27 protein-coding genes and 1 pseudogene are annotated in these 24,702 nt (G+C 71.9%); 19 read left to right on the top strand and 9 right to left on the bottom strand.

Annotation, left to right across the window (positions count from 1 at the left end):
• Window positions 1–3: 3 nt before the first annotated feature.
• From OIE40_RS04205 to OIE40_RS04220, 4 genes are read right to left on the bottom strand one after another with little or no spacing between them, the layout of a single operon-like run.
• On the bottom strand, window positions 4–813 hold the full coding sequence (locus OIE40_RS04205; protein WP_264700348.1) for a putative RNA methyltransferase: 810 nt from the start codon (window positions 811–813) through the stop codon (window positions 4–6).
• Entirely contained in the window at window positions 810–1,568 is a 759-nt protein-coding gene (locus OIE40_RS04210) for an SDR family oxidoreductase (protein ID WP_264700350.1), read from the bottom strand. Before OIE40_RS04210 ends, OIE40_RS04205 begins: the two co-directional genes overlap by 4 nt.
• A gap of 9 nt (window positions 1,569–1,577) precedes the next feature.
• The gene (locus OIE40_RS04215) at window positions 1,578–2,405 is read right to left on the bottom strand and encodes an SURF1 family cytochrome oxidase biogenesis protein (RefSeq protein WP_264700351.1); all 828 of its coding nucleotides are present in this window, start codon (window positions 2,403–2,405) and stop codon (window positions 1,578–1,580) included.
• Between the two features lies 1 nt (window position 2,406).
• Entirely contained in the window at window positions 2,407–2,730 is a 324-nt protein-coding gene (locus OIE40_RS04220; RefSeq protein WP_264700352.1) for a DUF3099 domain-containing protein, read from the bottom strand.
• 43 nt (window positions 2,731–2,773) lie between these two features.
• On the opposite strand from OIE40_RS04220, the gene fabG reads away from it, so the two are divergent.
• The 5 genes from fabG (at window position 2,774) to OIE40_RS04245 (ending at window position 6,878) form a co-directional block, all read left to right on the top strand.
• The gene (fabG, locus tag OIE40_RS04225) at window positions 2,774–3,544 is read left to right on the top strand and encodes a 3-oxoacyl-ACP reductase FabG (RefSeq protein ID WP_264700353.1); all 771 of its coding nucleotides are present in this window, start codon (window positions 2,774–2,776) and stop codon (window positions 3,542–3,544) included.
• A gap of 17 nt (window positions 3,545–3,561) precedes the next feature.
• On the top strand, window positions 3,562–4,332 hold the full coding sequence (gene fabI / locus OIE40_RS04230) for an enoyl-ACP reductase FabI (protein WP_264700355.1): 771 nt from the start codon (window positions 3,562–3,564) through the stop codon (window positions 4,330–4,332).
• A 74-nt stretch (window positions 4,333–4,406) separates the two neighbouring features.
• On the top strand, window positions 4,407–5,192 hold the full coding sequence (locus OIE40_RS04235) for an ABC transporter ATP-binding protein (RefSeq protein WP_264700357.1): 786 nt from the start codon (window positions 4,407–4,409) through the stop codon (window positions 5,190–5,192).
• A gap of 7 nt (window positions 5,193–5,199) precedes the next feature.
• Window positions 5,200–5,652 (top strand): NfeD family protein, encoded by a 453-nt coding sequence (locus tag OIE40_RS04240; protein WP_264700359.1) that lies wholly within the window; start codon window positions 5,200–5,202, stop codon window positions 5,650–5,652.
• Between the two features lie 5 nt (window positions 5,653–5,657).
• Window positions 5,658–6,878: an SPFH domain-containing protein gene (locus OIE40_RS04245; protein ID WP_264700361.1), complete on the top strand. Its 1,221-nt coding sequence runs from the start codon at window positions 5,658–5,660 to the stop codon at window positions 6,876–6,878.
• A gap of 17 nt (window positions 6,879–6,895) precedes the next feature.
• Here the strand turns inward: OIE40_RS04245 and OIE40_RS04250 are convergent, their stop codons facing one another.
• Window positions 6,896–7,864 (bottom strand): bile acid:sodium symporter family protein, encoded by a 969-nt coding sequence (locus tag OIE40_RS04250; RefSeq protein ID WP_264700362.1) that lies wholly within the window; start codon window positions 7,862–7,864, stop codon window positions 6,896–6,898.
• Between the two features lie 56 nt (window positions 7,865–7,920).
• Here OIE40_RS04250 and OIE40_RS04255 point away from each other — a divergent pair, with 56 nt between their 5' ends.
• Genes OIE40_RS04255 through OIE40_RS04265 form a run of 3 tightly spaced genes read left to right on the top strand, consistent with a single transcriptional unit; the run spans window position 7,921 to window position 11,115 of the window.
• Entirely contained in the window at window positions 7,921–8,718 is a 798-nt protein-coding gene (locus OIE40_RS04255; RefSeq protein WP_264700364.1) for a TrmH family RNA methyltransferase, read from the top strand.
• A gap of 37 nt (window positions 8,719–8,755) precedes the next feature.
• Window positions 8,756–9,637, top strand: coding sequence for a DinB family protein (locus OIE40_RS04260; RefSeq protein ID WP_264700365.1), 882 nt, complete (start codon window positions 8,756–8,758; stop codon window positions 9,635–9,637).
• Between the two features lie 53 nt (window positions 9,638–9,690).
• Window positions 9,691–11,115 (top strand): serine hydrolase domain-containing protein, encoded by a 1,425-nt coding sequence (locus OIE40_RS04265; RefSeq protein WP_264700367.1) that lies wholly within the window; start codon window positions 9,691–9,693, stop codon window positions 11,113–11,115.
• Window positions 11,116–11,230: 115 nt separating this feature from the next.
• Here OIE40_RS04265 and OIE40_RS04270 read toward each other — a convergent pair whose 3' ends face one another.
• Together OIE40_RS04270 and def are read right to left on the bottom strand one after the other, a co-directional pair.
• Window positions 11,231–11,710 (bottom strand): YbjN domain-containing protein, encoded by a 480-nt coding sequence (locus OIE40_RS04270; protein ID WP_264700368.1) that lies wholly within the window; start codon window positions 11,708–11,710, stop codon window positions 11,231–11,233.
• Window positions 11,707–12,318 carry a peptide deformylase gene (gene def, locus OIE40_RS04275; protein WP_264700369.1) on the bottom strand — a complete coding sequence of 204 codons (612 nt, stop codon included), beginning with the start codon at window positions 12,316–12,318 and terminating at the stop codon, window positions 11,707–11,709. The genes OIE40_RS04270 and def overlap by 4 nt, the downstream gene beginning before the upstream one ends.
• Before the next feature lie 77 nt (window positions 12,319–12,395).
• Between def and OIE40_RS04280 the strand changes: the two genes are divergently transcribed.
• Window positions 12,396–13,310: a tyrosine recombinase XerC gene (locus OIE40_RS04280; RefSeq protein ID WP_264700370.1), complete on the top strand. Its 915-nt coding sequence runs from the start codon at window positions 12,396–12,398 to the stop codon at window positions 13,308–13,310.
• A gap of 56 nt (window positions 13,311–13,366) precedes the next feature.
• Here the strand turns inward: OIE40_RS04280 and OIE40_RS04285 are convergent, their stop codons facing one another.
• Entirely contained in the window at window positions 13,367–14,296 is a 930-nt protein-coding gene (locus OIE40_RS04285) for a M23 family metallopeptidase (protein WP_264700372.1), read from the bottom strand.
• Between the two features lie 810 nt (window positions 14,297–15,106).
• Here OIE40_RS04285 and rpsB point away from each other — a divergent pair.
• From rpsB to OIE40_RS04320, 7 genes are all read left to right on the top strand, one after another.
• The gene (gene rpsB, locus OIE40_RS04290; RefSeq protein WP_264700373.1) at window positions 15,107–16,114 is read left to right on the top strand and encodes a 30S ribosomal protein S2; all 1,008 of its coding nucleotides are present in this window, start codon (window positions 15,107–15,109) and stop codon (window positions 16,112–16,114) included.
• Window positions 16,115–16,148: 34 nt separating this feature from the next.
• Window positions 16,149–16,961: a translation elongation factor Ts gene (gene tsf / locus OIE40_RS04295; RefSeq protein WP_264700374.1), complete on the top strand. Its 813-nt coding sequence runs from the start codon at window positions 16,149–16,151 to the stop codon at window positions 16,959–16,961.
• Between the two features lie 89 nt (window positions 16,962–17,050).
• Window positions 17,051–17,761: a UMP kinase gene (pyrH, locus tag OIE40_RS04300; protein ID WP_264700375.1), complete on the top strand. Its 711-nt coding sequence runs from the start codon at window positions 17,051–17,053 to the stop codon at window positions 17,759–17,761.
• Between the two features lie 30 nt (window positions 17,762–17,791).
• Complete coding sequence (frr, locus tag OIE40_RS04305; RefSeq protein ID WP_264700682.1) at window positions 17,792–18,346, top strand: ribosome recycling factor; 555 nt, start codon at window positions 17,792–17,794, stop codon at window positions 18,344–18,346.
• Entirely contained in the window at window positions 18,346–19,224 is an 879-nt protein-coding gene (locus OIE40_RS04310; protein ID WP_264700376.1) for a phosphatidate cytidylyltransferase, read from the top strand. The genes frr and OIE40_RS04310 overlap by 1 nt, the downstream gene beginning before the upstream one ends.
• Window positions 19,225–19,346: 122 nt before the next feature.
• Entirely contained in the window at window positions 19,347–20,492 is a 1,146-nt protein-coding gene (gene rlmN, locus OIE40_RS04315) for a dual-specificity RNA methyltransferase RlmN (RefSeq protein WP_264700684.1), read from the top strand.
• Window positions 20,493–20,631: 139 nt separating this feature from the next.
• Window positions 20,632–22,173, top strand: coding sequence for a succinic semialdehyde dehydrogenase (locus OIE40_RS04320; protein WP_264700378.1), 1,542 nt, complete (start codon window positions 20,632–20,634; stop codon window positions 22,171–22,173).
• Here the strand turns inward: OIE40_RS04320 and OIE40_RS17130 are convergent.
• A pseudogene (locus OIE40_RS17130) lies at window positions 22,130–23,294 on the bottom strand (LOG family protein). The gene OIE40_RS04320 and the pseudogene OIE40_RS17130 overlap by 44 nt on opposite strands.
• An 80-nt stretch (window positions 23,295–23,374) precedes the next feature.
• Between OIE40_RS17130 and OIE40_RS04330 the strand changes: the two are divergent.
• From OIE40_RS04330 to OIE40_RS04340, 3 genes are read left to right on the top strand one after another with little or no spacing between them, the layout of a single operon-like run.
• A complete protein-coding gene (locus tag OIE40_RS04330) occupies window positions 23,375–23,911 on the top strand; it encodes a universal stress protein (protein WP_264700380.1) in 537 nt (178 codons plus the stop codon).
• Window positions 23,902–24,333, top strand: coding sequence for a FluC/FEX family fluoride channel (locus OIE40_RS04335; protein WP_264700382.1), 432 nt, complete (start codon window positions 23,902–23,904; stop codon window positions 24,331–24,333). Before OIE40_RS04330 ends, OIE40_RS04335 begins: the two co-directional genes overlap by 10 nt.
• Window positions 24,330–24,695, top strand: a complete 366-nt coding sequence (locus tag OIE40_RS04340; protein WP_264700384.1) for a fluoride efflux transporter FluC — start codon at window positions 24,330–24,332, stop codon at window positions 24,693–24,695. Before OIE40_RS04335 ends, OIE40_RS04340 begins: the two co-directional genes overlap by 4 nt.
• The last annotated feature ends 7 nt before the right edge of the window (window positions 24,696–24,702 follow it).

The raw sequence follows: 24,702 nt of genomic DNA on the forward strand, positions 1-24,702 counted from the left end.
TGCTCACGCCTTGACGAACACGTCCAGCCGGATCGACAGGGTCACCCGCTCGGCCGCACGGGCCGGCGGAGGTGCGTGGAAGGCGTTCGGGCCCATGCCGATCAGGTCGTCGATCATCGCCGGCTGCAGCGTCGCCACCGTGTCGTGGGTCGTCGACGCTCGGTGCCGCAACCGCGCGCCGAGGGTGTCCAGCAGCCGGTCGTGCTTGTCGAGCTCGATGCCGAGCAGGCCGTAGTCCCGGCGCAGTTCGGCCAGGTGCCGGGCGCTTGGGGTGACCACCAGCACCCGGCCGGTGGGTGCGAGCACCCGGGCGAACTCGTCGGCGTTGCGGGGAGCGAACACGCACAGCAGCACCTCGACCGCGGCGTCCAGCACCGGCAGACCCCGCCACACGTCGGCCACCACCGACGCGATCCGGGGGTGGGCGCGGGCCGCCCGCCTCGCTGCCGCCCGGGACACGTCCAGCGCCAGGCCGCGGGCCGTCGGACGTCGCTCGACCAGGCCGGCCAGGTAGTGCCCGGTGCCGGCGCCCACCTCCAGCACGGTGCCCCCCTCGGCCGGCCCGGCCGCGTCGTCGAGGGCCTGCTCGACGAACCCGAACAGCCCGGAGTCCTGTACCCGTGCGCGGGCGTCCAGCATCGCGGCGGTGTCGGCGTTGGCCGGTTCCGGTCCGCCGGCGAGGTTCAGGTAGCCCTGCTTGGCGACGTCGAAACTGTGCCCGACCGGGCAGTGCCAGGCGCGGCCGTGCGCAGCCAGGGGGCCGCCGCAGTGCGGGCAGGCCAGGAGTCCCTGCGCGACCTGCAGGCCGCTCACAGCGATCGCAGGACGCCGCCGTCGATCGCGACCAGAGACCCGGTCACGTAGGACGCCGCCGGTGACAGCAGGAAGGCGGCCACCTTCGCGAACTCGGCCGGCTCGCCGAACCGGCGCAGCGCGATGGACGCCTCGGCGGACGCCCGGGCGCCGGCGGCGTCCTCGGTGGCCGCGTGCAGGGTCTGCAGGCGTTCGGTGAGGATCGACCCCGGCATCACCCCGACCACCCGGCTGCCCTGGGGTCCGATCTCGTCGGCGAGTTGCTTCACCAGGACCGCCAGACCCGGCCGCAGGCCGTTGCTGATCGCCATGCCGGACAGCGGGGCCTTGGCCGAGGTGGAGAGCACCAGGGCCAAGCTGACGGGCCCGGTCGCGGTGCCGATCACCGCCCGCGCCACCCTCAGGCCGGCCAGGAAGACCGCCTCGAACGCGTCCCGCCACTGCTCGTCGGTGTTGTCCAGGACGCCGCCGCGGGGCGGCCCGCCGACGCTGATCAGCGCCCCGTCGAGGCGTCCGAAGGTGCGCACGGCGAGGTCGGCGGCGGCCTGTGCGGTGCCGGGGTCGGCCAGGTCGGCGGCCAGCGCGACTGCGTTGGCGGCCCCCAGGTCGTCGACCACGTCGCTCAGCACGTCGCCCCGGCGGGCCACCAGCACCACGCGGGCGCCCTCGGCCACCAGCACGTCGGCGGTCGCCCGGCCGAGCCCCGCGCTGGCGGCGGTGACCACGAAGACCCGGTCGGTCAGTCCCAGTTCCATGGCGAAACCCTAGTGCTGGACCGTCCCCTGGTGGGTCTCATCGGGGGCCGGCGCCGTCGTCGCCGCCTTCGCTGCCCTGGCCCGGGCCAGCCGACGGTCGCGCAGGTCGCCGCGGATCAGCACCACGAGGCCGAATCCGGCGATCGCCGCGAACGCGAACCACTGCAGCGCGTAGGAGAAGTGGTTCCCCTCGGACAGTTCGGGCGGCTGCACCGGCACCAGGGCGTCGGTCGGGGCGGGGGTCGTGCTGATGGCTCCGATGTACCCGTTGACCAACGGGTAGCCCAGGGTGGACGCCACCGCGTCGGAGTTGATCAGCCGCATCGAGCCCTCGATCGGGGTGGTGGCGTTGCTGTCGCCCTGCTCGTTGCGGTGTACGTACCCGACGATGGTCACCTCGCCCGAGGGCGGCTCGGGGGCGGTCCGCGGGAAGTCCTGATCGGCGGGACGCTCGGCGAACCCCCTGCTCACCAGCACGTTGCCCGCATCGGTGCGCAGCGGGGTGACGATCTCCCAGCCGGTGCTGCCGGCGTTGCTGCGGTACCGCACCACGTAGGAGTGCGCGGGGTCGAAGGTGCCGGTCACCGTGACCCGCTGCCAGGCGTCGGCGTCGGTCAGCTCGCGGTTGAACACGGTGCGCCAGTCGACCACCGGTGCGTTCTCGTGGGCCACGACGATGCCGTTGCTGTCCCGGCGCTGCTCCAGCCGGTCCAGCTGCCAGCGGCCCAGGTTGACGAAGGCCACCGCCAGGCAGGCCACGGCCAGCCCCATCGCCAGCCAGCGCAGCCACAGCCGGCGTCCGGACGGTGCGGAGCCCATCGTGCCCAGCCCCGACACGTCAGTCCTCCACCGAGCCGGGGACGATGCCGCCGGCGGCCAGCGCCGGGCGGTCGGGCGCCTCGTCGTCGGACGCGGGCGGGTCCTGGCGCAGGTCGACGGCGTTGGCGAGCATGACCGCCATCGGCGGGATGACCGCGGCCCCGATGAACGACACCCAGTTCCACGGGTGCGGCGCCACCACGCCGCCCAGGAAGCACGCCACGCGGACGGCCATCGTCCACAGGTAGCGCTTGTTGCGGGCGTCGGCGTCCAGTGAGCGGGCACGCCTGGCGGTAGTGATGACGGCGCCCCGGACGGAGCCACGAGCCTTCGCCCGCGTCACCTCCGACTCCTAGTCAACCGGCCGACGCCCACGCAGACACTGTATGTCCTCCTGCCGCCGGCGAAGCTCCTGGGCTAGGTTGTGCACCGTGACGGACACCGAGGACTCCGCCGGCCGCAGCGCCGTGGTCACCGGCGGCAACAAGGGCATCGGGGCCGCGATCGTCGCGGCCCTGCTGGCGCAGGGCCACCGGGTGGCCAGCTTCTCGCGGGGCGGCGACGCGCCCGAGGGTGCGCTCGGCATCGCCTGCGACGTGACGGACGCCGACGCGGTCGAGGCAGCGTTCAAGGCGGCCGAGGAGGCCCACGGGCCGACCGAGATCCTGGTCGCCAACTCCGGCGTCACCAAGGACACGCTGATCCTGCGGATGAACGACGCCGAGTGGGACCTGGTGCTGGAGACCAATCTCAAGGGCGCCTTCCGCTGCGCCAAGCGGGCCAGCCGCTCGATGCTGCGCCGGCGGTGGGGGCGGATCATCTTCACCGGGTCGGTGGTCGGGCTGTACGGCTCGCCCGGGCAGGTGAACTATTCGGCGTCCAAGGCGGCCCTGGTGGGCGTGGCCCGCTCGCTCACCCGTGAGATCGGCGGCCGCAACATCACCGCCAACGTGGTGGCACCCGGCTTCATCGAGACCGACATGACCGCGGTGTTGCCCGAGGAGGTGGTGGCCGGCTACCAGGCGTCCATCCCCGCCGGACGGCTCGGCCAGGTCCGCGAGGTGGCGGCCACCGTCGCCTTCCTGGCCGGAGAGGACGCCGGGTACATCTCCGGCGCCGTGATCCCGGTCGACGGCGGCCTCGGCATGGGCCACTGACACAAGGAGACAGAGCTATGGGAATCCTCGAGGGCAAGAACATCCTGGTCGCCGGGGTGACGATGAACACCTCGATCGCCTACCGGGTCGCCGAGATCGCGCAGCGCGAGGGCGCCACCGTGCTGGTGTCCAACTTCGGCCGGGCGCTCAGCCTGACCCGGCGGATCATCAAACGGCTCGACCCAGAGCCCCCGCTGCTCGAACTCGACGTCACCAGCGAGGAGCATCTGGCGGGGCTGGCGGACGCCGTGCGCGAGCACGTCGACCACCTCGACGGCGTCGTCCACTCGATCGCGTTCGCCAACCCGGAGACGGCACTGGGCGGAAAGTTCCTGACCACCCCGGCCGAGGACGTGAAGACCGCCGTGCACGTGTCGGCCTATTCGCTGGTGTCGCTGGCGATGGCCTGCAAGCCGCTGCTCGGCCCCGGTTCGTCGGTGGTCGGGCTGACCTTCGACGCCCGCCAGTCGTGGCCCACCTACGACTGGATGGGGGTGGCCAAGTCGGCGCTGGAGAGCGCGTCGCGCTACCTGGCCCGCTACCTCGGCCCGGACGGCATCCGCAGCAACGTGGTGGCAGCCGGCCCGCTGGAGACGATCGCCAAGAAGGCCATCCCGGGCGCCGAGTCGTTCAACGAGATCTGGGCGCAGCGCGCCCCGCTGGGCTGGGATCCCCGTGACCTGGACCCGACCGCCAAGGCGGTCGTGGCCCTGTTGTCAGACTGGTTCCCCGCCACCACCGGCGAGATGGTGCACGTCGACGGCGGCCTGCACTCCACCGGCGCCTGACCCGCCGCCGCACAGGGGGCGGCGCCGCGCGTCCGGGACGACTCCGACGCGCCCGAGCCGGTAGGTTGGCGGGCATGGCGGTTGTGGCTGAGTTGGCGGGCGTCTCGATCGTGCGCGGAGGGGCCACCCTGCTCGACGGCGTCGACTGGCGCGTGGACGAGACCGACCGTTGGGTGATCATCGGCCCCAACGGCGCAGGCAAGACCACGCTGCTGCAGATCCTGGCCGCCCAGCTGCACCCGTCGTCCGGAATGGCCGAGGTGCTCGGCGAGGTGCTGGGGGCGGTGGACGTCTTCGAGCTGCGGCCGCGCATCGGGGTGACCTCGGCGGCGCTGGCCGACCGCATCCCGCGCAGCGAGCGGGTGGCGGACGTGGTGGTCTCGGCCGCCTACGCGGTGATGGGGCGGTGGCGGGAGAGCTACGAGCAGGCCGACTTCGAGCGAGCGGTCTCATTGATGAACCAGTTGCGGGTGGGGCACCTGGCCTACCGCACCTTCGGCACCCTGTCCGAAGGGGAGCGCAAGCGGGTGCAGATCGCCCGGGCGCTGATGACCGACCCGGAGCTGCTGCTGCTCGACGAGCCGGCCGCCGGCCTCGACCTGGCCGGCCGCGAGTCGCTGGTCAGCACGCTGGGCGAGTTGTGCAGCGATCCGGACGCCCCGGCGACCGTGCTGGTCACCCACCACGTCGAGGAGATCCCGGCCGGGATCACCCACGCCCTGCTGCTCAAGCAGGGCCGCGTGCTGCACGCCGGGCCCATCGACGAGGTGCTGACCGCCGAGAAGCTCAGTGAGACGTTCGAATTCGGTCTCGAGGTATCCCGCATCAACGGCCGGTGGAGTGCCCGCGCCCGGGCATGATGGAGGCATGGTGCAGTGGCTGGGGGAGAACTGGTGGGCGATCTGGCTGATCGTGGCCACCCTTCTGGCCGTGTCCGAGAGCCTGACGCTTGATTTCACGCTGCTGATGCTGGCCGCCGGCGCGCTGGCCGGCGCCGGCGCGGCGCTGCTGTTCCCCGGGCTCGTGCTGGTGCAGGTGCTGATCGCAGTGGCGGTCGCCTTCGCGCTGCTGTTCCTGCTCCGTCCCACCCTGCTCGACAAGGTGCGATCCGCCCCGGGCTACCGTTCGTCGCTGCAACGTATGGTGGGCAGCACCGGACGTGCGCTCACCGCGATCAGCGGCGAGGTCGGCGAGGTCAAGGTCAACGGTGACGTGTGGCAGGCCCGCAGCCTGAACGACATCCCGATCGAGGCGGGCGCACCGGTGGAGATCTACGAAGTCGACGGCACGACCGTCATCGTCTACCCCAAGGAGCTGTGACCACCATGGAGTACATCCTCCCGATCATCATCGTGGTGCTGGCGGTGGCGCTGCTCACCCAGGCGCTCAAGGTGGTCCGGCAGCAGCAGGTGGGCATCGTGGAGCGGCTGGGCAAGTTCCGCCGCACCCTCGACCCGGGTCCGCACCTGCTGGTCCCGCTGATCGACAACGTCCGCTACACGATGGACATGCGCGAGGCCGTCGTGCCGTTCCCGCCGCAGGGCGTGATCACCGAGGACAACCTGATGGTGAGCATCGACTCGGTCATCTACTTCCAGGTCGTCGACCCCGTCCGGGCCGCGTACGAGGCGCAGAACTACATCCAGGCGATAGAGCAGCTGACGATGACCACGCTGCGCAACATCATCGGCGGGCTCGACCTGGAGCAGACGCTGACCAGCCGCGAGGAGATCAACCAGAAGCTGCGCGCCGTGCTGGACGACGCCACCGGCAAGTGGGGGATCAAGGTCAACCGCGTCGAGCTGCGGTCCATCGAACCGCCGGCCACCATCCGCGACGCGATGGAGAAGGGCGCCCGCGCCGAGCGCGACAAGCGGGCCCAGATCCTGCTGGCCGAGGGCCAGCGGCAGTCGCAGATCCTGTCGGCCTCCGGTGACCGGGAGTCGTCGATCCTGCGCGCCCAGGGCGACCGGGAGTCGCAGGTGCTGCGGGCGCAGGCCGACCGCCAGGCGCAGATGCTGCGCGCCGAGGGCGAGGCGCAGGCCATCACCACCGTGTTCGGGGCCATCCACGCCGGCAAGCCCGACCAGTCGCTGCTGGCCTACCAGTACCTGCAGATGCTGCCGAACCTGGCGCGCGGCGACGCCAACAAGGTGTGGATCGTGCCCTCGGAGCTGAACGACGCGCTGAAGGGGCTGGGCAAGGCGGCCGGCGACCTGCTCGCCGGCGGCGGCGGTTACGGCGAGCCCGAAGCGGGCGAGTTCAAGGCGCCCGAGAAGGTCGACGTCTTCGCCGAGATCGAGCAGCAGAAGATCGAGGCCGAGGGCGAGGCCGGACGCGCCGTCGAGCAGGCGATCGCCGAGGCTCAGCAGATGGAGCAATCCCGCGCCGCGCGCCGGGCCAGCATCAACCCGCCCGCCCAGCTGGACGCCCCGGCGTCCGAGCCGGCGCAGCCCGGTCCCGACTTCCAGCAGGGCACTCCGCCCCTACCGGACGCCGCGCCGGACCAGGCGGCCGAGGCGCCGCTGCACCAGCCGGAGCAGTGAGCCCGTCCGGACGTCGCTCAGCCGGCGTCCGGCACCTGCTTGGCGTAGCGGGAGGCGAGCGAGCCACAGGCCATCAACTGGGCCTGGTGGAAGATCATCAGCGGCAGCACCAGCAGGCCGATCGGCGAGCCGGCGAACAGCACGTTCGCCATCGGCAACCCCGTGGCCAATGACTTCTTGGTGCCGCAGAACTGAATGGCGATGACGTCGGCACGGTCGAAGCCGAGCCGCACCGCCAGCCAGTGGCTGAACCACAGCATCCCCGCCAGTACCACCAGGCACACGCCCAGCAGCACGAGCAGGTCGGTGATGCTGACCTGCTGCCACATGTGCTCGCGCATGCCGGCCGAGAAGGCCGAGTACACCACCAGCACCACGACGCCCTGGTCGAACAGCTTCAGCCTGGGGTGTGCTGCGACCCAGTCGGCCGTCCAGCGCCGGGAGAGCTGGCCGAGAATGAACGGCACGAGCAGCTGTCCGATGATGTCCAGGGTCGACGACGGGTCGATCGCGATCCCGCCCGAGGTGGTCAATAACGCCCAGCACAGCAGCGGGGTGAGGAAGACGCCCAGCATGTTGGACGCCGAGGCGCTGACGATCGCGCCCGCCACGTTGCCCTTTGCGATGGAGGTGAAGTTGATGGAGGACTGCACGGTCGAGGGCAGCAGCGTGAGGTAGAGCACGCCGGCGTAGAGGCTGGGGCTGAGCAGCCACGGCGACAGCACCTGCAGCGACCAGCCGATCAGCGGGAACAGCAGGTAGGTGAGGGCAAGGATGGTCAGGTGCAGCCGCCAGTGCTTCAACCCGGCCAGCGCCTGCTCGGGTTTGAGCCGGACGCCGTAGACGAAGAACAGCACGGCGACCGCGACCTTGGTCGCCCAGGCGACCACGTCGACCATCACGCCCTGCGCGGGCAGCAGGCTGGCGACGACGGCCGCCGTCACGATGGCCAGCAGGAAGCGGTCGATGCGTTTCAGCCAGCCCATGGGCGACACCCTAGTGCGGCCCCTCCGGGCCGCCCGGTCTGCGCCAGACTGTGACTGTGCCCCAGGTGATCGACGTCGAGGACCCGAGCGATCCGCGGCTGGCCGACTACGTCGCGCTGCGGGACGCCGCGCTGCGCCGACACCTGGAATCCGAGCGCGGCCTGTTCATCGCCGAGGGCGAGAAGGTGATCCGCCGGGCGATCGAGGCCGGCTACCGACCGCGGTCGTTCCTGCTCGCACCCCGCTGGCTGGCGTCGCTGGCGGACGTGATCGGTGAGGTCCCGGTCTACCGCGTCAGCGAGGCCACCGCCGAGGCGGTCAGCGGCTTCCACGTCCATCGGGGGGCGCTGGCGTCGGTCCACCGCGAGACCCGGCACCGGGTGGCCGACCTGCTCGGCGCGCGCAGGCTGATGGTCTGCGAGGACGTCGTCGACCACACCAACGTGGGGGCGATCCTGCGCAATGCGGCCGGACTCGGCTGGGACGGGGTGCTGCTTGCTCCGCGGTGCGCCGACCCGCTGTACCGGCGGGCGATCAAGACCTCGATGGGGGCGGTGTTCTCGCTGCCGTGGGCGCGGCTCGACGACTGGGCCGGTGCGGTGCCTGTGCTGCAGGCGTCCGGCTTCACGGTGGTGGCGCTCGCCCTGGCCGAAGGCGCGCTCGAACTGGACGCCGTGGCGGCGGCCCTGAGCCCCGACGCAAAGGTGGCGGTGCTGCTCGGGACGGAGGGCGCCGGGCTGTCGCAGCGGTGGATCGGGGCGGCGGACGCGGTGGCGAGGATCCCGATGCGCCGGGGGATCGACTCGCTGAACGTGGCGGCGGCCAGCGCGATCGCCGGGTACGTGCTTCGCTGACGGCGCAAGCGTCGGTGGCCCTGCCTAGGCTGCTGCCATGAGGTGGAGCACTGACCTGGCCGATCAGTTGCGCTTCTACTGGGAGGTGCACCTGTGGCCGCGACTGGCCGGCCTCACCGATGAGGAGTACCTGTGGCGGCCGGTCGGCGACGCGTGGAGCGTCGGGCCGGACGCCGCGGGCCGGTGGCGGGCCGAGGGCGGTAGCCCCGCGCCGCCGACGCCACCGGTCACCACCATCGCATGGCGGCTCGACCACATCGGCCGGGAGGTGCTCGGTACCCGAGCGCGGTCGTTGTTCGGCGGCTCCCCGCTGGCCGATGCGGCGGACGCCGACATGTACGACGGGCGGCACTGGCCCGAGCCCGTCCCCCGCGACGCGGCAGGGGCGCTGGCCATGCTCGAACAGGCCTACACCGCCTGGACGACCGGCGTGGACGGCCTCGACGATGAGGCGATGTGCAGGCCGCTGGGCCGCCGGGGCGGCCCCTACGCCGAGGACTCCTACGCCCGGCTGGTGCTGCACGCCAACCGCGAGGTGATGGCGCACGGCGCCGAGATCTGCCTGTTGCGCGACCTGTACCGAGGCCGGAAACTCGACGCCGACCCGTTGACCCGTGCCGTGGTGGCGGGCGACGTCGCGGCTGTACGCGAGCTGGGCGTCGACGGCCCCCGTCCCGGGCTGGCCGCCGAGGCGGCCGGGCGCGGCCACTGGGCTGTGGTGCGGGCCCTGGTGGCAGGCGGTGCCGACCCTGAGGGCGCGCTGCACTACGCGTGCGCGGCCGGCGAGGGTGAGCTGGCCGACGTTCTGGTCGCGCACGGCGCCCGGCTCGACGCCCTGGACCCCTCGTTCGGTCAGACGCCGTCGGGCAGGGCGGACTTCTGCGGCCACCACGAGCTGGCCCGACGCCTGCAACCCTGATCCGCCGGGTGTGCGGATGCCCGCGGTCGATGCCGGGCCGTTACGTTGGTGGCATGACCTTGCCACGCAGTACTCCGTCGGCCCAGGGCGTCGACGCGACCGGACTACTCGCCCTGCTCGACGCCCTCGAGACGCCGGGGCACGGTACGCACTCGTTGATGGTGGCCCGGCACGGCCAGGTGATCGCCGAGGGCTGGTGGGCGCCCTACCGCCACGATCGGGTGCACCTGGGCTACTCGCTGAGCAAGTCGTTCACCGCCACGGTGCTCGGCGGCCTGGTCGGCCAGGGCCTGATCGATCTGGACGCCCCCGTGCTGTCCTACCTGGTCGACGACCTGGGCACCCTGCACGAGAAGTGGCAACGGGTGACGGTCCGCAACTGCATCACGATGACGGTCGGCCACAGCACGGAGGCGTGGGACTGGCGAGGCGAGAACCTGCCGCCGGTCGGCGGTCCCGACGACGCCGACCCGCTGCTGCCGCAGATCCTGGCCAAGGTGCCCGACGGCGAGCCCGGCCGGGTGTGGGCCTACAACCAGGTCGCCACCTATCTCGTGGCACAGGCGATCGCCGCCGTCACCGGTGAGCCGTTGACGACGCACGTCCGGCGGCTGCTGCTGGAACCCTTCGGTGGGCTGCCTGGGCGGGCCCAGCGCACCCTGCAGGGCCGCGACCTGGGATTCAGCGGTCTACACGTCACCACGCCGGCGATCCTCGCGCTGGCCCAGAGTTGGCTGGACGGCGGCCGCTGGCAGGGCGTCGACCTGGTCCCCGCCGGCTACGCCGCGCAGGCGCCCCGGCCGACGCCGGCGTCCCTGGCCGCGGCCGAGACCGGCGACTGGGGCTACGGGTACGGCTGTTCGTTCTGGAACGCCAGCCACGGCTATCGGGGCGACGGTGCCTACGGGCAGTACGCCATCGTGCTGCCCGAGCACGACGTGGCGGTCGCCATCACCTCCGAGGTCGAGGACATGCAGCACACCCTGGACCTGCTCTGGACCCACCTGCTGCCGGCCGTGGACGCCGACGTCGACCCGGCGTCCGACGAGGTGCTGGCACGCAGGCTCACCGACTTGGGGCATCCGCCGTTGACCGGGGAGCAACCCGGGGTGGCCACCCGCGCGGCCAGGCATCCCGACTCGCAGCTGCCGCCCGAATACGCGACGGTGTCGGTGGAGGTGACCGATGGCGGCCACCAGTTGCTCCGCTTCGACCACCCGACCGGCGACCTGGCGACCCTGGTCGGCAACGGTCAGTGGTTGGAGTCGGCCTGGCCCACGCCGTTCGGCGTCGACTTGCCCATCGCGGCCAGCGGGGGGTGGCGCGGCGGCGCGTTCACCGCGGAATTGCGAGTCGTGGAGACCCCGCACACCATCCGGTTGGTGGTGCAGCCGGACGCCGGCACGGCCCGGCTGGACTGGCGGCTGGTGCCGCTGACCGGGCCGGATCCGCTGCTGGCGGCGTCCCACCCGTTCTGAGCCCGCACTCCGGTGATCTCGGCCTCCGGCGGTGGCGGCCGAGATCCCGGTGCAAGCCCGGGATGACGGTGGCGGGTTCGTCATCCAGGGCTCGACCCGGGATCTCTGCGGTGCCTTACTCGCTGCCGAGCCGGAACCAGCCCGAGGATTCGGGGAAGGTCTCGGTCAGGAACTCGTAGAACTGTCCCGAGGTGCCGACCATGCACCGCACCTGTTGGCGCAGGAAGTCGTCGCTCACCCCGGTTTCGATGTCGATCACCAGGTCACCGAAGACACCCAGCTGCTCCTCGCCGCGGACCACGCTGGCCTTGGGCCAGAAGTGGTCGCGGTTCCACGAGTTGAGCGCCTCGACCATGAAGTCGTAGCTCTCGATCGGCGGGCGCACATCCCACATCGAACGCATCGCCATCAGGTCGTTGTTGTTGCCCTCGACCAGGAACCAGACCCGCATGTTCTCCCAGTCGGCGAACCGGTCCCCGTCGTCGTCGAGGGCGAAGTTGATCTCCAGGCTCGTCAACACCGCGTCCCACCGCTCCTTGGTGAACGGTTCCGGCTTTTCGGGCTGCCCCGTGGAGCCCCAGTTGAACATCGTCATGCGTTCTCCTTTCGCGGCGGCTGCTCGTCCGCCGAGGTCCGGCGCGGGGTCACCGGCCAGTCGTCCGGGTAGAGATGGTCCAGCTCCGCCTGCTGGCGCGACAGCAGCCGGCGGGCACGGGTGGAGAGACGGTCGCCGAAGACGGTGCCGCCGAGGTGGTCGGTCTCGTGCTGCAGGCAGCGGGCCAGCAGGCCCGTGCCCTCGATCCGGACCGGGTTGCCGTCGGCGTCCTGCCCCTCGCACACGGCCGTGTTCGGCCGGGCGAGCACCTGGTAGGCGCCCGGGAAGGACAGGCAGCCCTCTTCGGCGGACTCCAGTTCACGGTCCCTCGTCTCGGGGACCGTGACCACCGGGTTGCAAACCACGCCGGAATGCAGCACGTCGTCGGCGTCGGGGCACTCGAACACGAAGACCGCCAGGTCGAGGCCGACCTGGGTGGCGGCCAGGCCGACGCCCTGCGCGGCCTCCATGGTGGCGAACATGTCCCTGACCAGGGTGTGCAGGTCGTCGTCGAAGTCGGTCACCGGCCTCGTCCGGTTGTGCATCACCGGTTCGCCCCAACGGGTGATCGGCAGCACCGTGCCGCCGCTGGTCAGATCGTCGCTCATGTCCGCCTTTCGCTACAGACTTGCCATGCTAGTGGTGCTGCCGGGCCGACGGTTGCCCGCGTCGTAGGCTGCCGGACATGGACACCAGCCTGGTGCGGGAGTGGGAGCGGCAGCTGCGGCTGGGCCGCAACGCGTCGCCCCACACGGTGCGTGCCTACACCGGCGACCTGCTGCACCTGGCCGACTACCTCGACCGGACCGGGTCCGGTGAGCTGGCCGACGTCGACCTGCGCGTCCTGCGGCGGTGGCTGGCGGGCATGCACGCGGCCGGCGCCGAGCGCGCCACCATGCAACGCCGTGCCGCCGCGGCCCGGGTGTTCTTCGCCTGGGCCCACGAGACCGGACGCCTGGCGTCCGACCCGGCGGCCGGGCTGCGCTCACCGCGGGTGGACCGGACCCTGCCACCCACGCTGGCCGTCGACCAGGCCCGCCGCGTGCTGGAGTCACTGGCCTCGACGGCGGCCGCCGTCGAGGACGCCGACGCCCGGGCGGCCGCGTTGCGCGACGTGGCCATCGTGGAGGTGCTCTACGCCAGCGGCGTCCGGGTCTCCGAACTGTGCGGGCTGGACGTCGCGTCGCTCGACACCGACCGCGGCACCCTGCGGGTGCGTGGCAAGGGTGACAAGGAGCGCAGTGCGCCCCTGGGGGAGCCGGCCGTGCGCGCCCTCGACGGCTGGCTGGCGGTGCGCCACCTGCTGGCCGGGCCGAACGCCGGCGACGCGGTTTTCGTCGGCGACCGCGGTGGCCGCATCGATCCGCGGGTGGTGCGGCGGATCGTGCACCGGGCCCTGGCGCAGGTGCCGGACGCCCCCGACCTCGGCCCGCACGGGCTGCGCCACGCGATGGCCACCCATCTGCTCGAGGGCGGGGCCGACCTGCGCAGCGTGCAGGAGATCCTCGGTCACGCCTCGGTGGCGACCACCCAGATCTACACCCACGTGACCACGGAGCGGCTGCGCACCGCCTACACCCAGGCCCATCCACGGGCTTAGCCCCTGCCAGTGGGCCCTCCGCCGACCGGGCGGCGACCTGGCGCAGCGGCCGGTCGTCACAACAGCCCGGCCGGATCGACGAGCCGTCCGTTCAGCTTCGTCGTCAGGTGCAGGTGGCAGCCGGTCGACCAGCCCGTGCTGCCCACCAGTCCGACGACCTGGCCTTGTTCCACCCGCTCGCCCTCGTGCACCCCGTAGCGCCGCAGCGCGTGCAGATAGTGCGTGGTCAACCCGCCGGCGTGAGCGATCACCAGCCGGTGACCGCCCGAGGAGTCGTAGGAGACCGAGACGACCACGCCGTCGGCCGCGGCGCGGATCGGTGTGCCGCACGAGGCGCGCAGGTCGACGCCCTCATGCATCCGCCATTCGTGGAAGATCGGGTGGAACCGCAGCCCGTATGGACCGGTGATCGGCCCGCCGACCGGGTTGAGCAGCACCCCCGACCCGGAGGCCTCGAAGCCGCCGGCGGCGAGCACCGCACGCCGTTGGGCGGCCAGTTTTGCCGCCAGGGCCACCGCGGAGGCGGGCAGCAGCCGCACCGCCGTCACCTCGTCGAGCGGATCGAGATACTCCTCGCCCCGTTTCAGGCCGAAGTGCAGGCAGCCGGCTGCGCAGTGCCCGGTCTGGACGGTGCCGATCACGTCACCGGCCGACACCGATTGGCCCGCCCGCACAGTCGGGGTGACCGGCTCGTAGGTGGTGCGCAACTCGCCGTGCAGGATCGCCACTACCCCCCGGCCGGCGATGGTGTGCGCCACGCCCACCACGCCCGAATCGGCCGCCCGCACCACGGAGCCGACCTCGGCGGCCAGGTCGACGCCGCGGTGCCCGGGCAGCCAGTCGTCGGCGGGCGGGTCGAAGCCCCGCACCACCGGGCCGGGCACCGGGCGCACCGACCCGAACGCCCGGCCCGTGGCGGCGGTGACCAGCAGCAGCACGCACGACAGCGCCAGTGCCGTGCCCACCCGCATCACTGTGCGCACCATGCCGACCACCTCCACCCATCACCTTGAGCACCAGCGGCTGAAAGTGTTCAAAATCGTGCCGACGGGTTGGGGTTGGGGCGCTTCACGGCCGCTCGGGGCTGCGTCCGCTCGGGCGACCGTCGCGTCCTTTTTGGGGGTCCGCCGTTCTCTGCAACGCCGACTGTCCTCAGGGACGCCAACCGTTCTCTGCAACGCGTCCGTTCGGAGGTCTGCCGTTCTCTGCATCGCGTCCTTTTGGGGGTCCGCCGTTCTCTGCATCGCGTCCTTTTGGGGTCCGCCGTTCTCTGCAACGCCGACTGTTCTCGGGTACGCCGACCGTTCTCGTGTCGTAACACGAAAACAGCCACCGAAGGTGAGAGCAGTGGGCGTTGCAGAGAACGCACCGGCGTGCCCGGGGCTCCCGGCGCCGGCACCGGGGCTCCCGCACCGGCGTAGCGGGGCTCCCGGCGCCAGCACCGGGGCGCCCTAGTACGCCCAGCACGCCCGCACCAGGTCCCCGGCACCCACGCACGAGAACGCCCAGCACCCACGCACCAGAAGCGCCCGCCACCCGCACACCAGAAGCTCCCGCCACCCGCGTCCGGGCGTTTCGACAACCTGTGAGCGGCCGTCGTAGAATGCCCCTTAGCGACTCGGCAGATCCGGGTCGACTTCGCATGCACCTCGAACCGTCGCGCTCGACGGGTCGTGTCCGCGGTCCCCGGCACGGGGAGGAACACGACGGTCGCATCAGGCGGGCCGAAGGTATCGGCCCGAACAACCCACCGCGGGTTGGCGCGCGCAGCGCGACCCGCGCAGAAAGGACCGGCCATGGCCGTCGTCACCACGCGTCAGCTGCTCGAGAGCGGTGTCCACTTCGGGCACCAGACCCGCCGCTGGAACCCGAAGATGAAGAAGTTCATCTTCGCCGAGCGCAACGGCATCTACATCATCGACCTGCAGCAGTCGCTCACCTACATCGACCAGGCGTACGCGTTCGTGCGCGACACTGTCGCCCGGGGCGGTCAGATCCTGTTCGTCGGCACCAAGAAGCAGGCCCAGGAGGCCATCGCCGAGCAGGCCACCCGGGTCGGGATGCCGTTCGTCAACCAGCGTTGGCTGGGCGGCATGCTCACCAACTTCGCCACCATCAGCAAGCGGATCGGCAAGATGAAGGAGCTCGAAGGCATCAACTTCGACGACGTCGCCGCCTCCGGCCTGACCAAGAAGGAACTGCTGCAGCAGCGCCGCAAGAAGGACAAGCTGGCCAAGACCCTGTCCGGCATCCGCGACATGGGCAAGCTGCCGCAGGCCGTCTGGGTGGTCGACACCAAGAAGGAGCACCTCGCCATCGACGAGGCCCGCAAGCTGCGCATCCCGATCGTCGGCATCCTCGACACCAACTGCGACCCCGACGAGGTCGACTTCGCCATTCCGGGCAACGACGACGCGATCCGTTCCGTCGCCCTGCTGACCCGCGTGGTGGCGGACGCCGTCGCCGAGGGCCTGCTGGCCCGCAGCCGGTCCAACGCCGGCACCGGCGAAGAGGCCGAGCCGATGGCCGACTGGGAGCGTGAGCTGCTCGGCGCCGCCGACGAGGCCGCCGCGCCCGCTCAGGCCGCCGCTCCGTCCGAGGCCGAGGCCGTCGAGGGCTCCGACCTGCAGGCCGACCAGCTCGCGGACGCCGTGGAGGACGCCGTGACCGGCGCCGCCCAGGTCGACGTCGAGGCGGCCCAGGAGATCGAGGCCGCCGAGGTCGCCGCGGACGAGACCGTCGAGCCCGCTGTCGAGGCCGCGGCCGAGCCGGTCGCCGAGGCCGACGCCGCCCAGACCAAGTGACACCCACTCAGAACCAAAGGAACCAAGAGCAGACATGGCAATCACTGCCGCTGATGTGAAGAAGCTCCGCGACGCCACCGGCGCGGGGATGATGGACGCCAAGAAGGCGCTCACCGAGGCCGACGGCGACTTCGACGCCGCGGTCGAGATCCTTCGGGTGACCGGACAGGCGAAGCTGGCCAAGCGCTCAGACCGGGAGGCCTCCAACGGCCTGGTCGCCGCAGCCGGCAAGAGCGTCATCCAGCTCGGCGCCGAGACCGACTTCGTCGCCAAGAACGCCGAGTTCATCGCCCTGGCCGACGAGATCGCCCAGGCCGTCGAAGCCGCCGGGGCCAACGACGTGGCCGCTGCCAACGCCGTCGTGCTCGCCTCGGGCAGGACCGTCGGCGACGCCGTCGCCGAGCTGTCGGCCAAGATCGGCGAGAAGCTCGAGGTGGCCAACGCCGCCAGCTACGACGGCGACGTGACCATCTACCTGCACAAGCGGTCCTCGGACCTGCCGCCGCAGGTGGGCGTGATGGTCGAGTACGACGGCGGTGACGAGGAGTTCGTGCGTGGCATCGCCATGCAGATCGCCGCGATGTCGCCGCAGTACGTCACCCGCGAGGAGGTGCCGTCCGACGTCCTCGACCACGAGCGTCACATCGCCGAGCTGACCGCCAAGGAGGAGGGCAAGCCCGAGAAGATCATCCCGCGCATCGTCGAGGGCCGCCTCGGTGGCTTCTTCAAGGACGTCGTGCTGCTCGAGCAGGCGTCGGTCTCCGACGACAAGAAGACCGTCGGCCAGCTGCTGAAGGAGAACGGTGTCACCGTCAAGCGCTTCGTGCGCTTCGCGGCCGGCGCCTGAACCGAGCGGCACCCGAGAACTAGAGTGACGTGCGCCGCGGGTTCCGACTCGTGGCGCACGGCGCTGTCAGCCCCCAGCCGAGGAGAACCATGACCTACCACCGCATCATGCTCAAGCTGTCCGGGGAGATGTTCGGCGGCTCCCGCGGCATCGGGGTCGATCCCGATGTGGTCGCCAGCCTGGCCGGCCAGATCAAGGCGGTCGTCGACTCGGGCGTCCAGGTCGCGGTGGTGATCGGTGGGGGCAACTTCTTCCGAGGGGCGGAGCTTTCCGAGCGCGGCATGGATCGTGATCGCGCCGACTACATGGGCATGCTGGGCACGGTGATGAACTGCCTGGCCCTGCAGGACTTCTGTGAGAAGGCCGGCGTCCAGACCCGGGTGCAGACCGCCATCACGATGGGCCAGGTCGCCGAGCCGTACATTCCCCGGCGGGCGGAACGGCACCTGGAGAAGGGGCGCGTGGTGATCTTCGGTGCCGGCTCGGGCATGCCGTACTTCTCCACCGACACCGTCGCCGCCCAGCGCGCCCTGGAGATCGGCGCCGAGGTGCTGCTGATGGGCAAGCAGGGCACCGACGGGGTCTACGACTCCGACCCGAAGAAGAACCCCGACGCCCGCCGCTTCACCGAACTCACCTACGACGACTACCTGGCCCGCGACCTGAAGGTCGCCGACGCCACCGCGATCAGCCTGGCCCGCGACAACGACCTGCCGATGGTCTTCTTCGACCTCGGGGTGGAGGGCAACATCCTGCGGGTGGTGCAGGGTGAGAAGATCGGAACCACCGTCCACGCCTGATCAACGCCAACCCCGGAAAGGATCACGATGATCCCCGCCATCATCACCGACGCCGAACAGAAGATGAAGGGTGCCGTCGAGCACGCCCGCGAGGATTTCGCGGCGATCCGGACCGGACGCGCCCACCCGGCCATGTTCAACAAGCTGATGGTCGACTACTACGGTGCGCCGACCCCGCTGCAGCAGCTGGCCACCTTCCAGGTGCCGGAGGCACGCACGGTGCTGATCAGCCCGTTCGACCGGTCCTCGATGGCCGGCATCGAGAAGGCGATCCGCGACTCCGACCTGGGCGTCAATCCGGCCAACGACGGCAACGTCATCCGCGTGGTGATGCCGCAGCTCTCCGAGGAGCGCCGCAAGGACTACATCAAGCTCGCACGCGGCAAGGCCGAGGAGGCCCGGGTGGCGGTGCGCAACATCCGCCGGCACGCCAACGACCAGGTGCACAAGCTGGTCAAGGACAAGGAGGTCGGCGAGGACGATGCCCGCGGCGCTGAGAAGCAGCTCGACGGCGTCACCCGCAAGTACGTCGACACCATCGATGAGCTGCTGAAGTCCAAGGAAGCGGAATTGCTGGCCGTCTGATGGCGGGCGAGCAGGAGGCACCGGCAACTGATCAGGTGGTGAAGTCGCGCGCCGGGCGCGACCTCCCCGCCGCGATCGCGGTGGGGCTCGGCCTGGCCGCCGCCGTGGTGCTCACCCTGCTCTACTGGCACTGGGGTTTCGTCCTGCTCGTCACCGCGATGCTCACCCTCGGCACCGTCGAACTCCACGACGCGCTGAAGCGGATCGGGATGAACTCGGCCATCATCCCGATCGTGGCGGGCACGGTCGCGGTGATCTGCGGCTCCTACGCAGCCGCCACCATGCCGCAGGGGGCACTGCCGTGGCATTCGGTGCTGCTCGGATTCCTCGGCGCCACCGTGCTGGCCGCGCTGATCTGGCGGATGCCGGCGGGCGCCGCCGGCTACGTCAAGGACGCCGCGGCGAGCCTGTTCACCATCGGCTACATCCCGCTGCTGGGCTCGTTCACCGGCCTCATCCTGGCCTCACCCAACGGGTCGGCGAAGATGGCGGTCACGCTGCTGATCGTGATGGGCACCGACACCGGCGGCTACGCGGTGGGCGCGCGCCTGGGCAAGCACCCGATGGCGCCGCAGATCAGCCCGAAGAAGACCTGGGAGGGCCTGGCCGGCTCGGTCGGCCTGGCCGGCGCGGTGGCCGTCCCGCTCACCGTGTGGTGGCTCGGCTCCACCTGGTGGGTGGGGCTGCTGCTGGCCGTCTGCATCGTGGCCGCCGGGACCTGCGGCGACCTGATCGAGTCGCTGGTCAAACGCGATGTCGGCATCAAGGACATGTCGTCGTTCCTGCCCGGCCACGGCGGGGCGATGGACCGGCTCGACTCGATCCTGGTTGCCGGGCCGGTGGCCTGGCTGATCATGTTCCTGCTGATCCCCAACTGAACCGACCCCCGACCCACGAGGACGAGATGACCGACCAGGCCGGCAACACCGGGGACGGGCTGCGGCCCGACGAGGTGAGCGCCTACGCCGCGCTGGAGGACCGGGTGCGCGCCGGAGCGACGATGCCGCTCACCATGGCGGCTCCGCGCCGCGGCAAGCCGCCGCGGCACTGGCTCGACCTCACCGCCGACGAACGCTCCGACGCCGTGGCCGAGCTGGGCCTGCCACGCTTCCGCGCCGACCAGATCAACCGACACCTGTTCGAGCACCTGGACGTCGACCCCTCCGGCTGGACCGACCTGCCGGCGGCGGCCCGCGGCAGGGTTGCCGAGGCGCTGCTGCCGCCGCTGCTGACCAACGTCCGTCCGCTCTCCTGCGACGGGGGCACCACACTGAAGACACTGTGGCGCCTGCACGACGGCTCGCTGATCGAGTCGGTGCTGATGCGTTACGGGGTGCCCGGCGTGCGGGCGTCCGGCTCGGGTCGCAACCGGGCGACCCTGTGCATCTCGTCGCAGGCCGGTTGCGGGATGGCCTGCCCGTTCTGCGCCACCGGCCAGGGTGGCCTGCAGCGCAACCTGTCGGCCGGCGAGATCCTCGCCCAGGTGATCGCCGGCGCCCGCATCCTGCGCGACGGTGAGATCCCCGGCGGGCCGGGCCGGGTCAACAACATCGTCTTCATGGGCATGGGTGAACCGCTGGCCAACTTCAAGGCCGTGCAGGCCACCATCGGCACGCTCACCGCGCCCGCCCCGCACGGCCTCGGCATCAGCGCCCGCGGCATCACCGTCTCGACCGTGGGGCTGGTGCCCCGGATCAACGCGCTGGCCGACGCCGGCGTCCCGGTCACCCTGGCGGTCAGCCTGCACGCGCCGGACGACGAACTGCGCGACGAGCTGTGCCCAATCAACACCCGCTGGAACGTGGCCGAGGTGGTCGAGGCCGCGCACCGCTATTTCCGGCTCACCGGGCGCCGGGTGTCGATCGAGTACGCGCTGATCCGTGACGTCAACGACCAGCCGCACCGCGCCGACCTGCTCGCCGACCTGCTGCGCCGCGACGGCGGCACCGGCTGGGTGCACGTCAACCTGATCCCGCTCAACCCGACTCCCGGGTCCAAGTGGACGGCGTCGCGGCGCCGCGACGAGGCCGCCTTCGTCGCGACCCTGGAGCGACGCGGGGTGACCGTGACCGTCCGCGACACCCGCGGCCGTGAGATCGACGGGGCCTGCGGCCAGCTCGCGGCCACGGAGCTGGCCCGCGCCTGATCGCCGGACCGCCGGGCGTCCCGGACGGCTCCCGCGGCCCTCCAGGTTCCACCGGGCACAGCTTTCACAACCGTTGCCGCACTGCGACCCGACGGCGTTACCCTGAACCATGCGCACGGTGGCCGGGAGACGACACACCGTGCGAGCTGCGCCCCACCTGAGCGACCTGACCGACGCGATCGTCGCCGAGCCGGACGCCGACGTCCGACGCATCCGCAGCCCGTTGGACGACAAGCCACTGGTCGACCTGCCCCTTTCCACCACCTCCGACGTCACCTGCGCGGTGCAGGTCGGACGGGCCGCGCAGCGGGCTTGGCAGGCGCTCAACCCGGGCCGCCGGGCCGCGATCGTGCTCGACTTCCACGACCGGCTGCTGGCCGGTCAGGACGAGCTGCTCGACCTCATCCAGCGGGAGACCGGCAAGACCCGGGCCAACGCCTTCGAGGAGATCGCCGAGGTTGCCAACGTGGCGCGGCACTACGCCCGGCGGGCCGCCTCGCTGCTCGCCCCCCGCCGCCGGCGCGGCGCGCTGCCGATGCTGGCCACCGCCACCCAGACCCGGCAGCCCCGTGGGGTGGTCGGCATCGTCACGCCCTGGAACTATCCGTTCGCCCTGACCCTCGGTGAGGCCACGGCGGCCCTGCTGGCCGGCAACGCGGTGCTGCTGCGCCCCGACCCGCGCACCAGCCTGTCGGCGTTATGGGGGCTGCGCCAGCTCCGCGAAGCGGGCCTGCCGCCCGGCGTCCTGCAGGTGGTGACCGGTGACGGAGACCCGATCGGTGAGGCGGTGATCCGTTGCACCGACTACGTCAGCTTCACCGGCTCGACCCGCACGGGGCGGATGGTGGCGCTGCTGGCCGCGCACCGGCTGATCGGCTGCCACCTCGAACTCGGCGGCAAGAACGCCCTCTACGTGCGCGCCGACGCTAACCTGGACGCCGCGGTCAGGATCGCCCTCAGCAGCGCGTTCGCCGGGGCCGGCCAGGTCTGTGTGCACACCGAGCGGTTGCTGCTGCACGCCGACATCGCCGAGCAGTTCCTGGCTGCCTTCCTGCCCGCGGTGCGCCGGCTGCGGCTCGGCGTCGGACTCGGCTACGGCTACGACATGGGCTCCCTGATCGGCGCCGATCAGTTGCAGCGGGTGGTGGCCCACGTCGACGACGCGCGCCGGCACGGCGCCAGGGTGCTGACCGGTGGCCGGGCCAGGCCCGACATCGGGCCCTGGGTCTACGAGCCGACGGTGCTCGAGGGTGTCACCGCGGCGATGGAGGTCCGCGACGCCGAGACGTTCGGGCCGGTGCTCAGCGTCTACCGGGTCGACGACGACGACGCGGCGGTCCGCCTGGTCAACGACTCCGACTACGGCCTGCACGCCACCATCGTTACCGGCGACCGCGCCGCCGCCCGCACCCTGGCGCCGCGGCTGCGGACCGGCACCGTCAGCATCAACGAGAGCTACCTGGCCTCGTGGGGTGCCACCGCCGCGGCCATGGGCGCCCGCGGCCTGTCCGGCACCGGCGGAAGGCACGGCACCGACGGGCTGCTGAAGTACACCGTCGTGCAGACCGTCGCCGAGCAGCGCGCCGGCACGCTCGGGGTGAGCGGTGAGAGCCGGCAGCGCTGGTTCGCCGCCGCCTTCAGCCGCTCGCTGAGGGCCGCCCGGCGGGCGCGGCTGAGCTGAGCAGCCCGGGCACCTCTAGGACCTCGCCGACCAGGTGGACGGTCGCCGAGCCGGCGTCCGCGGCCCAGCGAATGCAGCAACGGCCACACCGGCACCGTCTCGGTCCAGTACTCGGTGCCGACCAGCACCAGCGGGGTCAACGGCTCGCCGTCGGCCGCGTAGTAGTTCGGCGTGACCGCCTGGAACACCTCCTGCACCGTGCCGGCCGCGCCGGGCAGGTAGACGATGCCACCACGGCACAGCCGCAGCAGCGCGTCCTCACGCAGTGCGTTGGTGAAGTACTTGGCGATGCCGGTGGCGAACAGGTTGGGCGGCTCGTGGCCGTAGAACCAGGTCGGGACGCCGATCGACAGCCGCTCGCAGGGGTACTGCCGGGTGACCGCCTGCGCCGAGCGGGCCCAGCCGGTGACGTCCTCGGCCCACGACGCGCCGGCGAGCAGCGCGTCGACGACCCCGTCGAGTTCGGACGCCGCTCCGCTGAACGCGGCGCCCAGATTCGCCGCCTCCATGGAGCCCGGCCCGCCGCCCGAGATCACCACGAAACCGGACGCCGCCAGCGCGTGACCCAGGGCCGCCGCAGCCCGGTAGGGTCCCGACCCGCGTGGTTCGGCGTGACCGCCCATGATGCCGACCAGCCGCGTCGGGGACAGCCCGCCGAGGCGCTGCTGCAGCGCCTCGGTCATCGCGTGGTCGTGCAGGGCGACCGCCAGGTCGGCGTCCAGCGCCCCGGGCCGCAACCGCCGCCGCGCCCAGCGGAAGATCGCGGCGTCCACCGTGGCGGGGTAGCCCCCGGCGAGTCCCGCGTACAGGTCGTCGGGGGTGTAGAGCAGTGGCCGGTACGGGTCGAACGGCAGGTCGGGCAGCGTCGGGAAGACGAGCGCGCCGCGCCGGCCGAGCGCCGAGGCGTCCGCCGCCCGCAGGCCGCAGCCCAGGAACACCGCACCGGCCACCTCGACTCCCTGCAACTGGGCTGAGCGGCCGGTCAGGTCGACCGACTGGACGAACACCCCGGCCAGCGAACCCGAGCCGGCGAGATGGTCGTCGAACTCCGCCAGCGACTCCAGATCGATGCGCACGACCGCCACGCTAGTGGTGCGGCCGCCCGGCGGGCAGGGGAGCAGGCCCGGCCACGGGCCGACCCGCCGGCCCGTCTGGATCGGCTCGTACTAGCGTGGCCCCGCACGGTAAAGGAGACCCCGGCATGCAGCACCACGTACCCCAGCCCCACCCGGACCGGATGACCCCCTTCGCGGGCGGTGCGATCGTGGCGGCGGTGCGCCCCGGCGGCGACCCGTTGCTGCCGCTGACGGCGGCGGACTTCGCCCGCACCACGCGCGGGCGGCTCTACTTCGCCTACGTCGACGAGCAGCGCTTCGTCGAGCAGGAGTTCCCCGACGGGACCGTGCAGCACAGTGACATCAACCCGGACTCCGACGACGAGGGCTGGCGCCGCACCGAGGCGACCCTGCTCGCCGAGCTGCGGGCGACGCTCACTAAGGGCCCGGCCTGGGAGTTCCGTTACCTCGCCGGCCGGCCCGACCGGTCGCTCACCCACCTCGCCAGGGCGGTCGACGCGGCGGTGATCATCGTCGGCGCCCACGCCCCCGAACGCAACGCGAAGGTCCGCGAGTTCCTCGACGGCAGCCTGTCGCTCAAGCTCGCCCAGCACCAGCACCGGCCGGTGCTCGCGGTGCCGCTCACCGTCGTCGACTGGAAGGCGCCGATGCCGTGGACTTGACAGCCGCCGCCCGTCGGCTGCCCGGCGGGCGCTCCGCGGTGGTGCTGGTCGGCGGAACGATCGGCACCGCCTTCCGGGCAGCCCTGGAGGCCGCCTTCCCGGCCCAGCCGGGCGGCTGGCCGTGGGCCACCTTCCTGATCAACCTCAGCGGCGCCTTCCTGCTCGGCCTGCTGCTCGAGACGCTCAGCCGCCGCGGTCCCGACGTCGGCGTCCGGCAGTACCTCAGGCTCGGGGTGGGCACCGGCGTGATGGGCGGCTACACCACCTACAGCACGTTCGCGGTCGAAACGGTGCGGCTGCTCGAGCACGGCGCCGTCCTGGCCGCCCTCGGCTACGCCGTCGCCAGCGTGCTGCTCGGTCTGGCCGGCGCGCTGGGCGGGATGCTGTTGGCCGGACGCCTGGTGCGGAGGGCGACACCATGATCGCCTTCCTGGTGGCCCTGGCCGGAGGTCTCGGGGCGGTGGCACGATTCCACAGCGACGCGGCGATCGCCCGGCTGCACAACCTGCGGATGCCGGTCGGCACGCTCACCATCAACACCGCCGGCTCGGTCCTGCTCGGGCTGCTGACCGGGTGGCTCACCTTCAAGGCGGGCGCCCCCGACTGGGTGAGCGTGGCCGGCACGGGCTTCTGCGGCGGCTTCACGACCTTCAGCACCGCCTGCGTCGAAGGGGTCCGATTGCTGCGGGCCGGGCGTCCGGTCGCGTCGCTCGTGCACGCCGCCGGCGGGTTGCTGGCCGGCCTCCTCGCGGCCGGCTTGGGCCTGTGGCTGATGTCGCTGTGACCGGCGC

It is taken from the genome of Micropruina sonneratiae, from assembly GCF_025972045.1.
Taxonomy (GTDB): Bacteria; Actinomycetota; Actinomycetes; order Propionibacteriales; family Propionibacteriaceae; genus Micropruina; species Micropruina sonneratiae.

What these genes read in the sequence shown, in the direction of transcription:
- OIE40_RS04210 (WP_264700350.1), bottom strand. Translation starts at nt 1,568, where the DNA reads ATGGAACTGGGACTGACCGACCGGGTCTTCGTGGTCACCGCCGCCAGC.
- fabG (WP_264700353.1), top strand. Translation starts at nt 2,774, where the DNA reads ATGTCCTCCTGCCGCCGGCGAAGCTCCTGGGCTAGGTTGTGCACCGTG.
- fabI (WP_264700355.1), top strand. Translation starts at nt 3,562, where the DNA reads ATGGGAATCCTCGAGGGCAAGAACATCCTGGTCGCCGGGGTGACGATG.
- OIE40_RS04235 (WP_264700357.1), top strand. Translation starts at nt 4,407, where the DNA reads ATGGCGGTTGTGGCTGAGTTGGCGGGCGTCTCGATCGTGCGCGGAGGG.
- OIE40_RS04240 (WP_264700359.1), top strand. Translation starts at nt 5,200, where the DNA reads ATGGTGCAGTGGCTGGGGGAGAACTGGTGGGCGATCTGGCTGATCGTG.
- OIE40_RS04245 (WP_264700361.1), top strand. Translation starts at nt 5,658, where the DNA reads ATGGAGTACATCCTCCCGATCATCATCGTGGTGCTGGCGGTGGCGCTG.
- OIE40_RS04250 (WP_264700362.1), bottom strand. Translation starts at nt 7,864, where the DNA reads ATGGGCTGGCTGAAACGCATCGACCGCTTCCTGCTGGCCATCGTGACG.
- OIE40_RS04260 (WP_264700365.1), top strand. Translation starts at nt 8,756, where the DNA reads ATGAGGTGGAGCACTGACCTGGCCGATCAGTTGCGCTTCTACTGGGAG.
- OIE40_RS04265 (WP_264700367.1), top strand. Translation starts at nt 9,691, where the DNA reads ATGACCTTGCCACGCAGTACTCCGTCGGCCCAGGGCGTCGACGCGACC.
- OIE40_RS04270 (WP_264700368.1), bottom strand. Translation starts at nt 11,710, where the DNA reads ATGACGATGTTCAACTGGGGCTCCACGGGGCAGCCCGAAAAGCCGGAA.
- def (WP_264700369.1), bottom strand. Translation starts at nt 12,318, where the DNA reads ATGAGCGACGATCTGACCAGCGGCGGCACGGTGCTGCCGATCACCCGT.
- OIE40_RS04280 (WP_264700370.1), top strand. Translation starts at nt 12,396, where the DNA reads ATGGACACCAGCCTGGTGCGGGAGTGGGAGCGGCAGCTGCGGCTGGGC.
- OIE40_RS04285 (WP_264700372.1), bottom strand. Translation starts at nt 14,296, where the DNA reads ATGGTGCGCACAGTGATGCGGGTGGGCACGGCACTGGCGCTGTCGTGC.
- rpsB (WP_264700373.1), top strand. Translation starts at nt 15,107, where the DNA reads ATGGCCGTCGTCACCACGCGTCAGCTGCTCGAGAGCGGTGTCCACTTC.
- tsf (WP_264700374.1), top strand. Translation starts at nt 16,149, where the DNA reads ATGGCAATCACTGCCGCTGATGTGAAGAAGCTCCGCGACGCCACCGGC.
- pyrH (WP_264700375.1), top strand. Translation starts at nt 17,051, where the DNA reads ATGACCTACCACCGCATCATGCTCAAGCTGTCCGGGGAGATGTTCGGC.
- OIE40_RS04310 (WP_264700376.1), top strand. Translation starts at nt 18,346, where the DNA reads ATGGCGGGCGAGCAGGAGGCACCGGCAACTGATCAGGTGGTGAAGTCG.
- rlmN (WP_264700684.1), top strand. Translation starts at nt 19,347, where the DNA reads ATGCCGCTCACCATGGCGGCTCCGCGCCGCGGCAAGCCGCCGCGGCAC.
- OIE40_RS04330 (WP_264700380.1), top strand. Translation starts at nt 23,375, where the DNA reads ATGCAGCACCACGTACCCCAGCCCCACCCGGACCGGATGACCCCCTTC.
- OIE40_RS04340 (WP_264700384.1), top strand. Translation starts at nt 24,330, where the DNA reads ATGATCGCCTTCCTGGTGGCCCTGGCCGGAGGTCTCGGGGCGGTGGCA.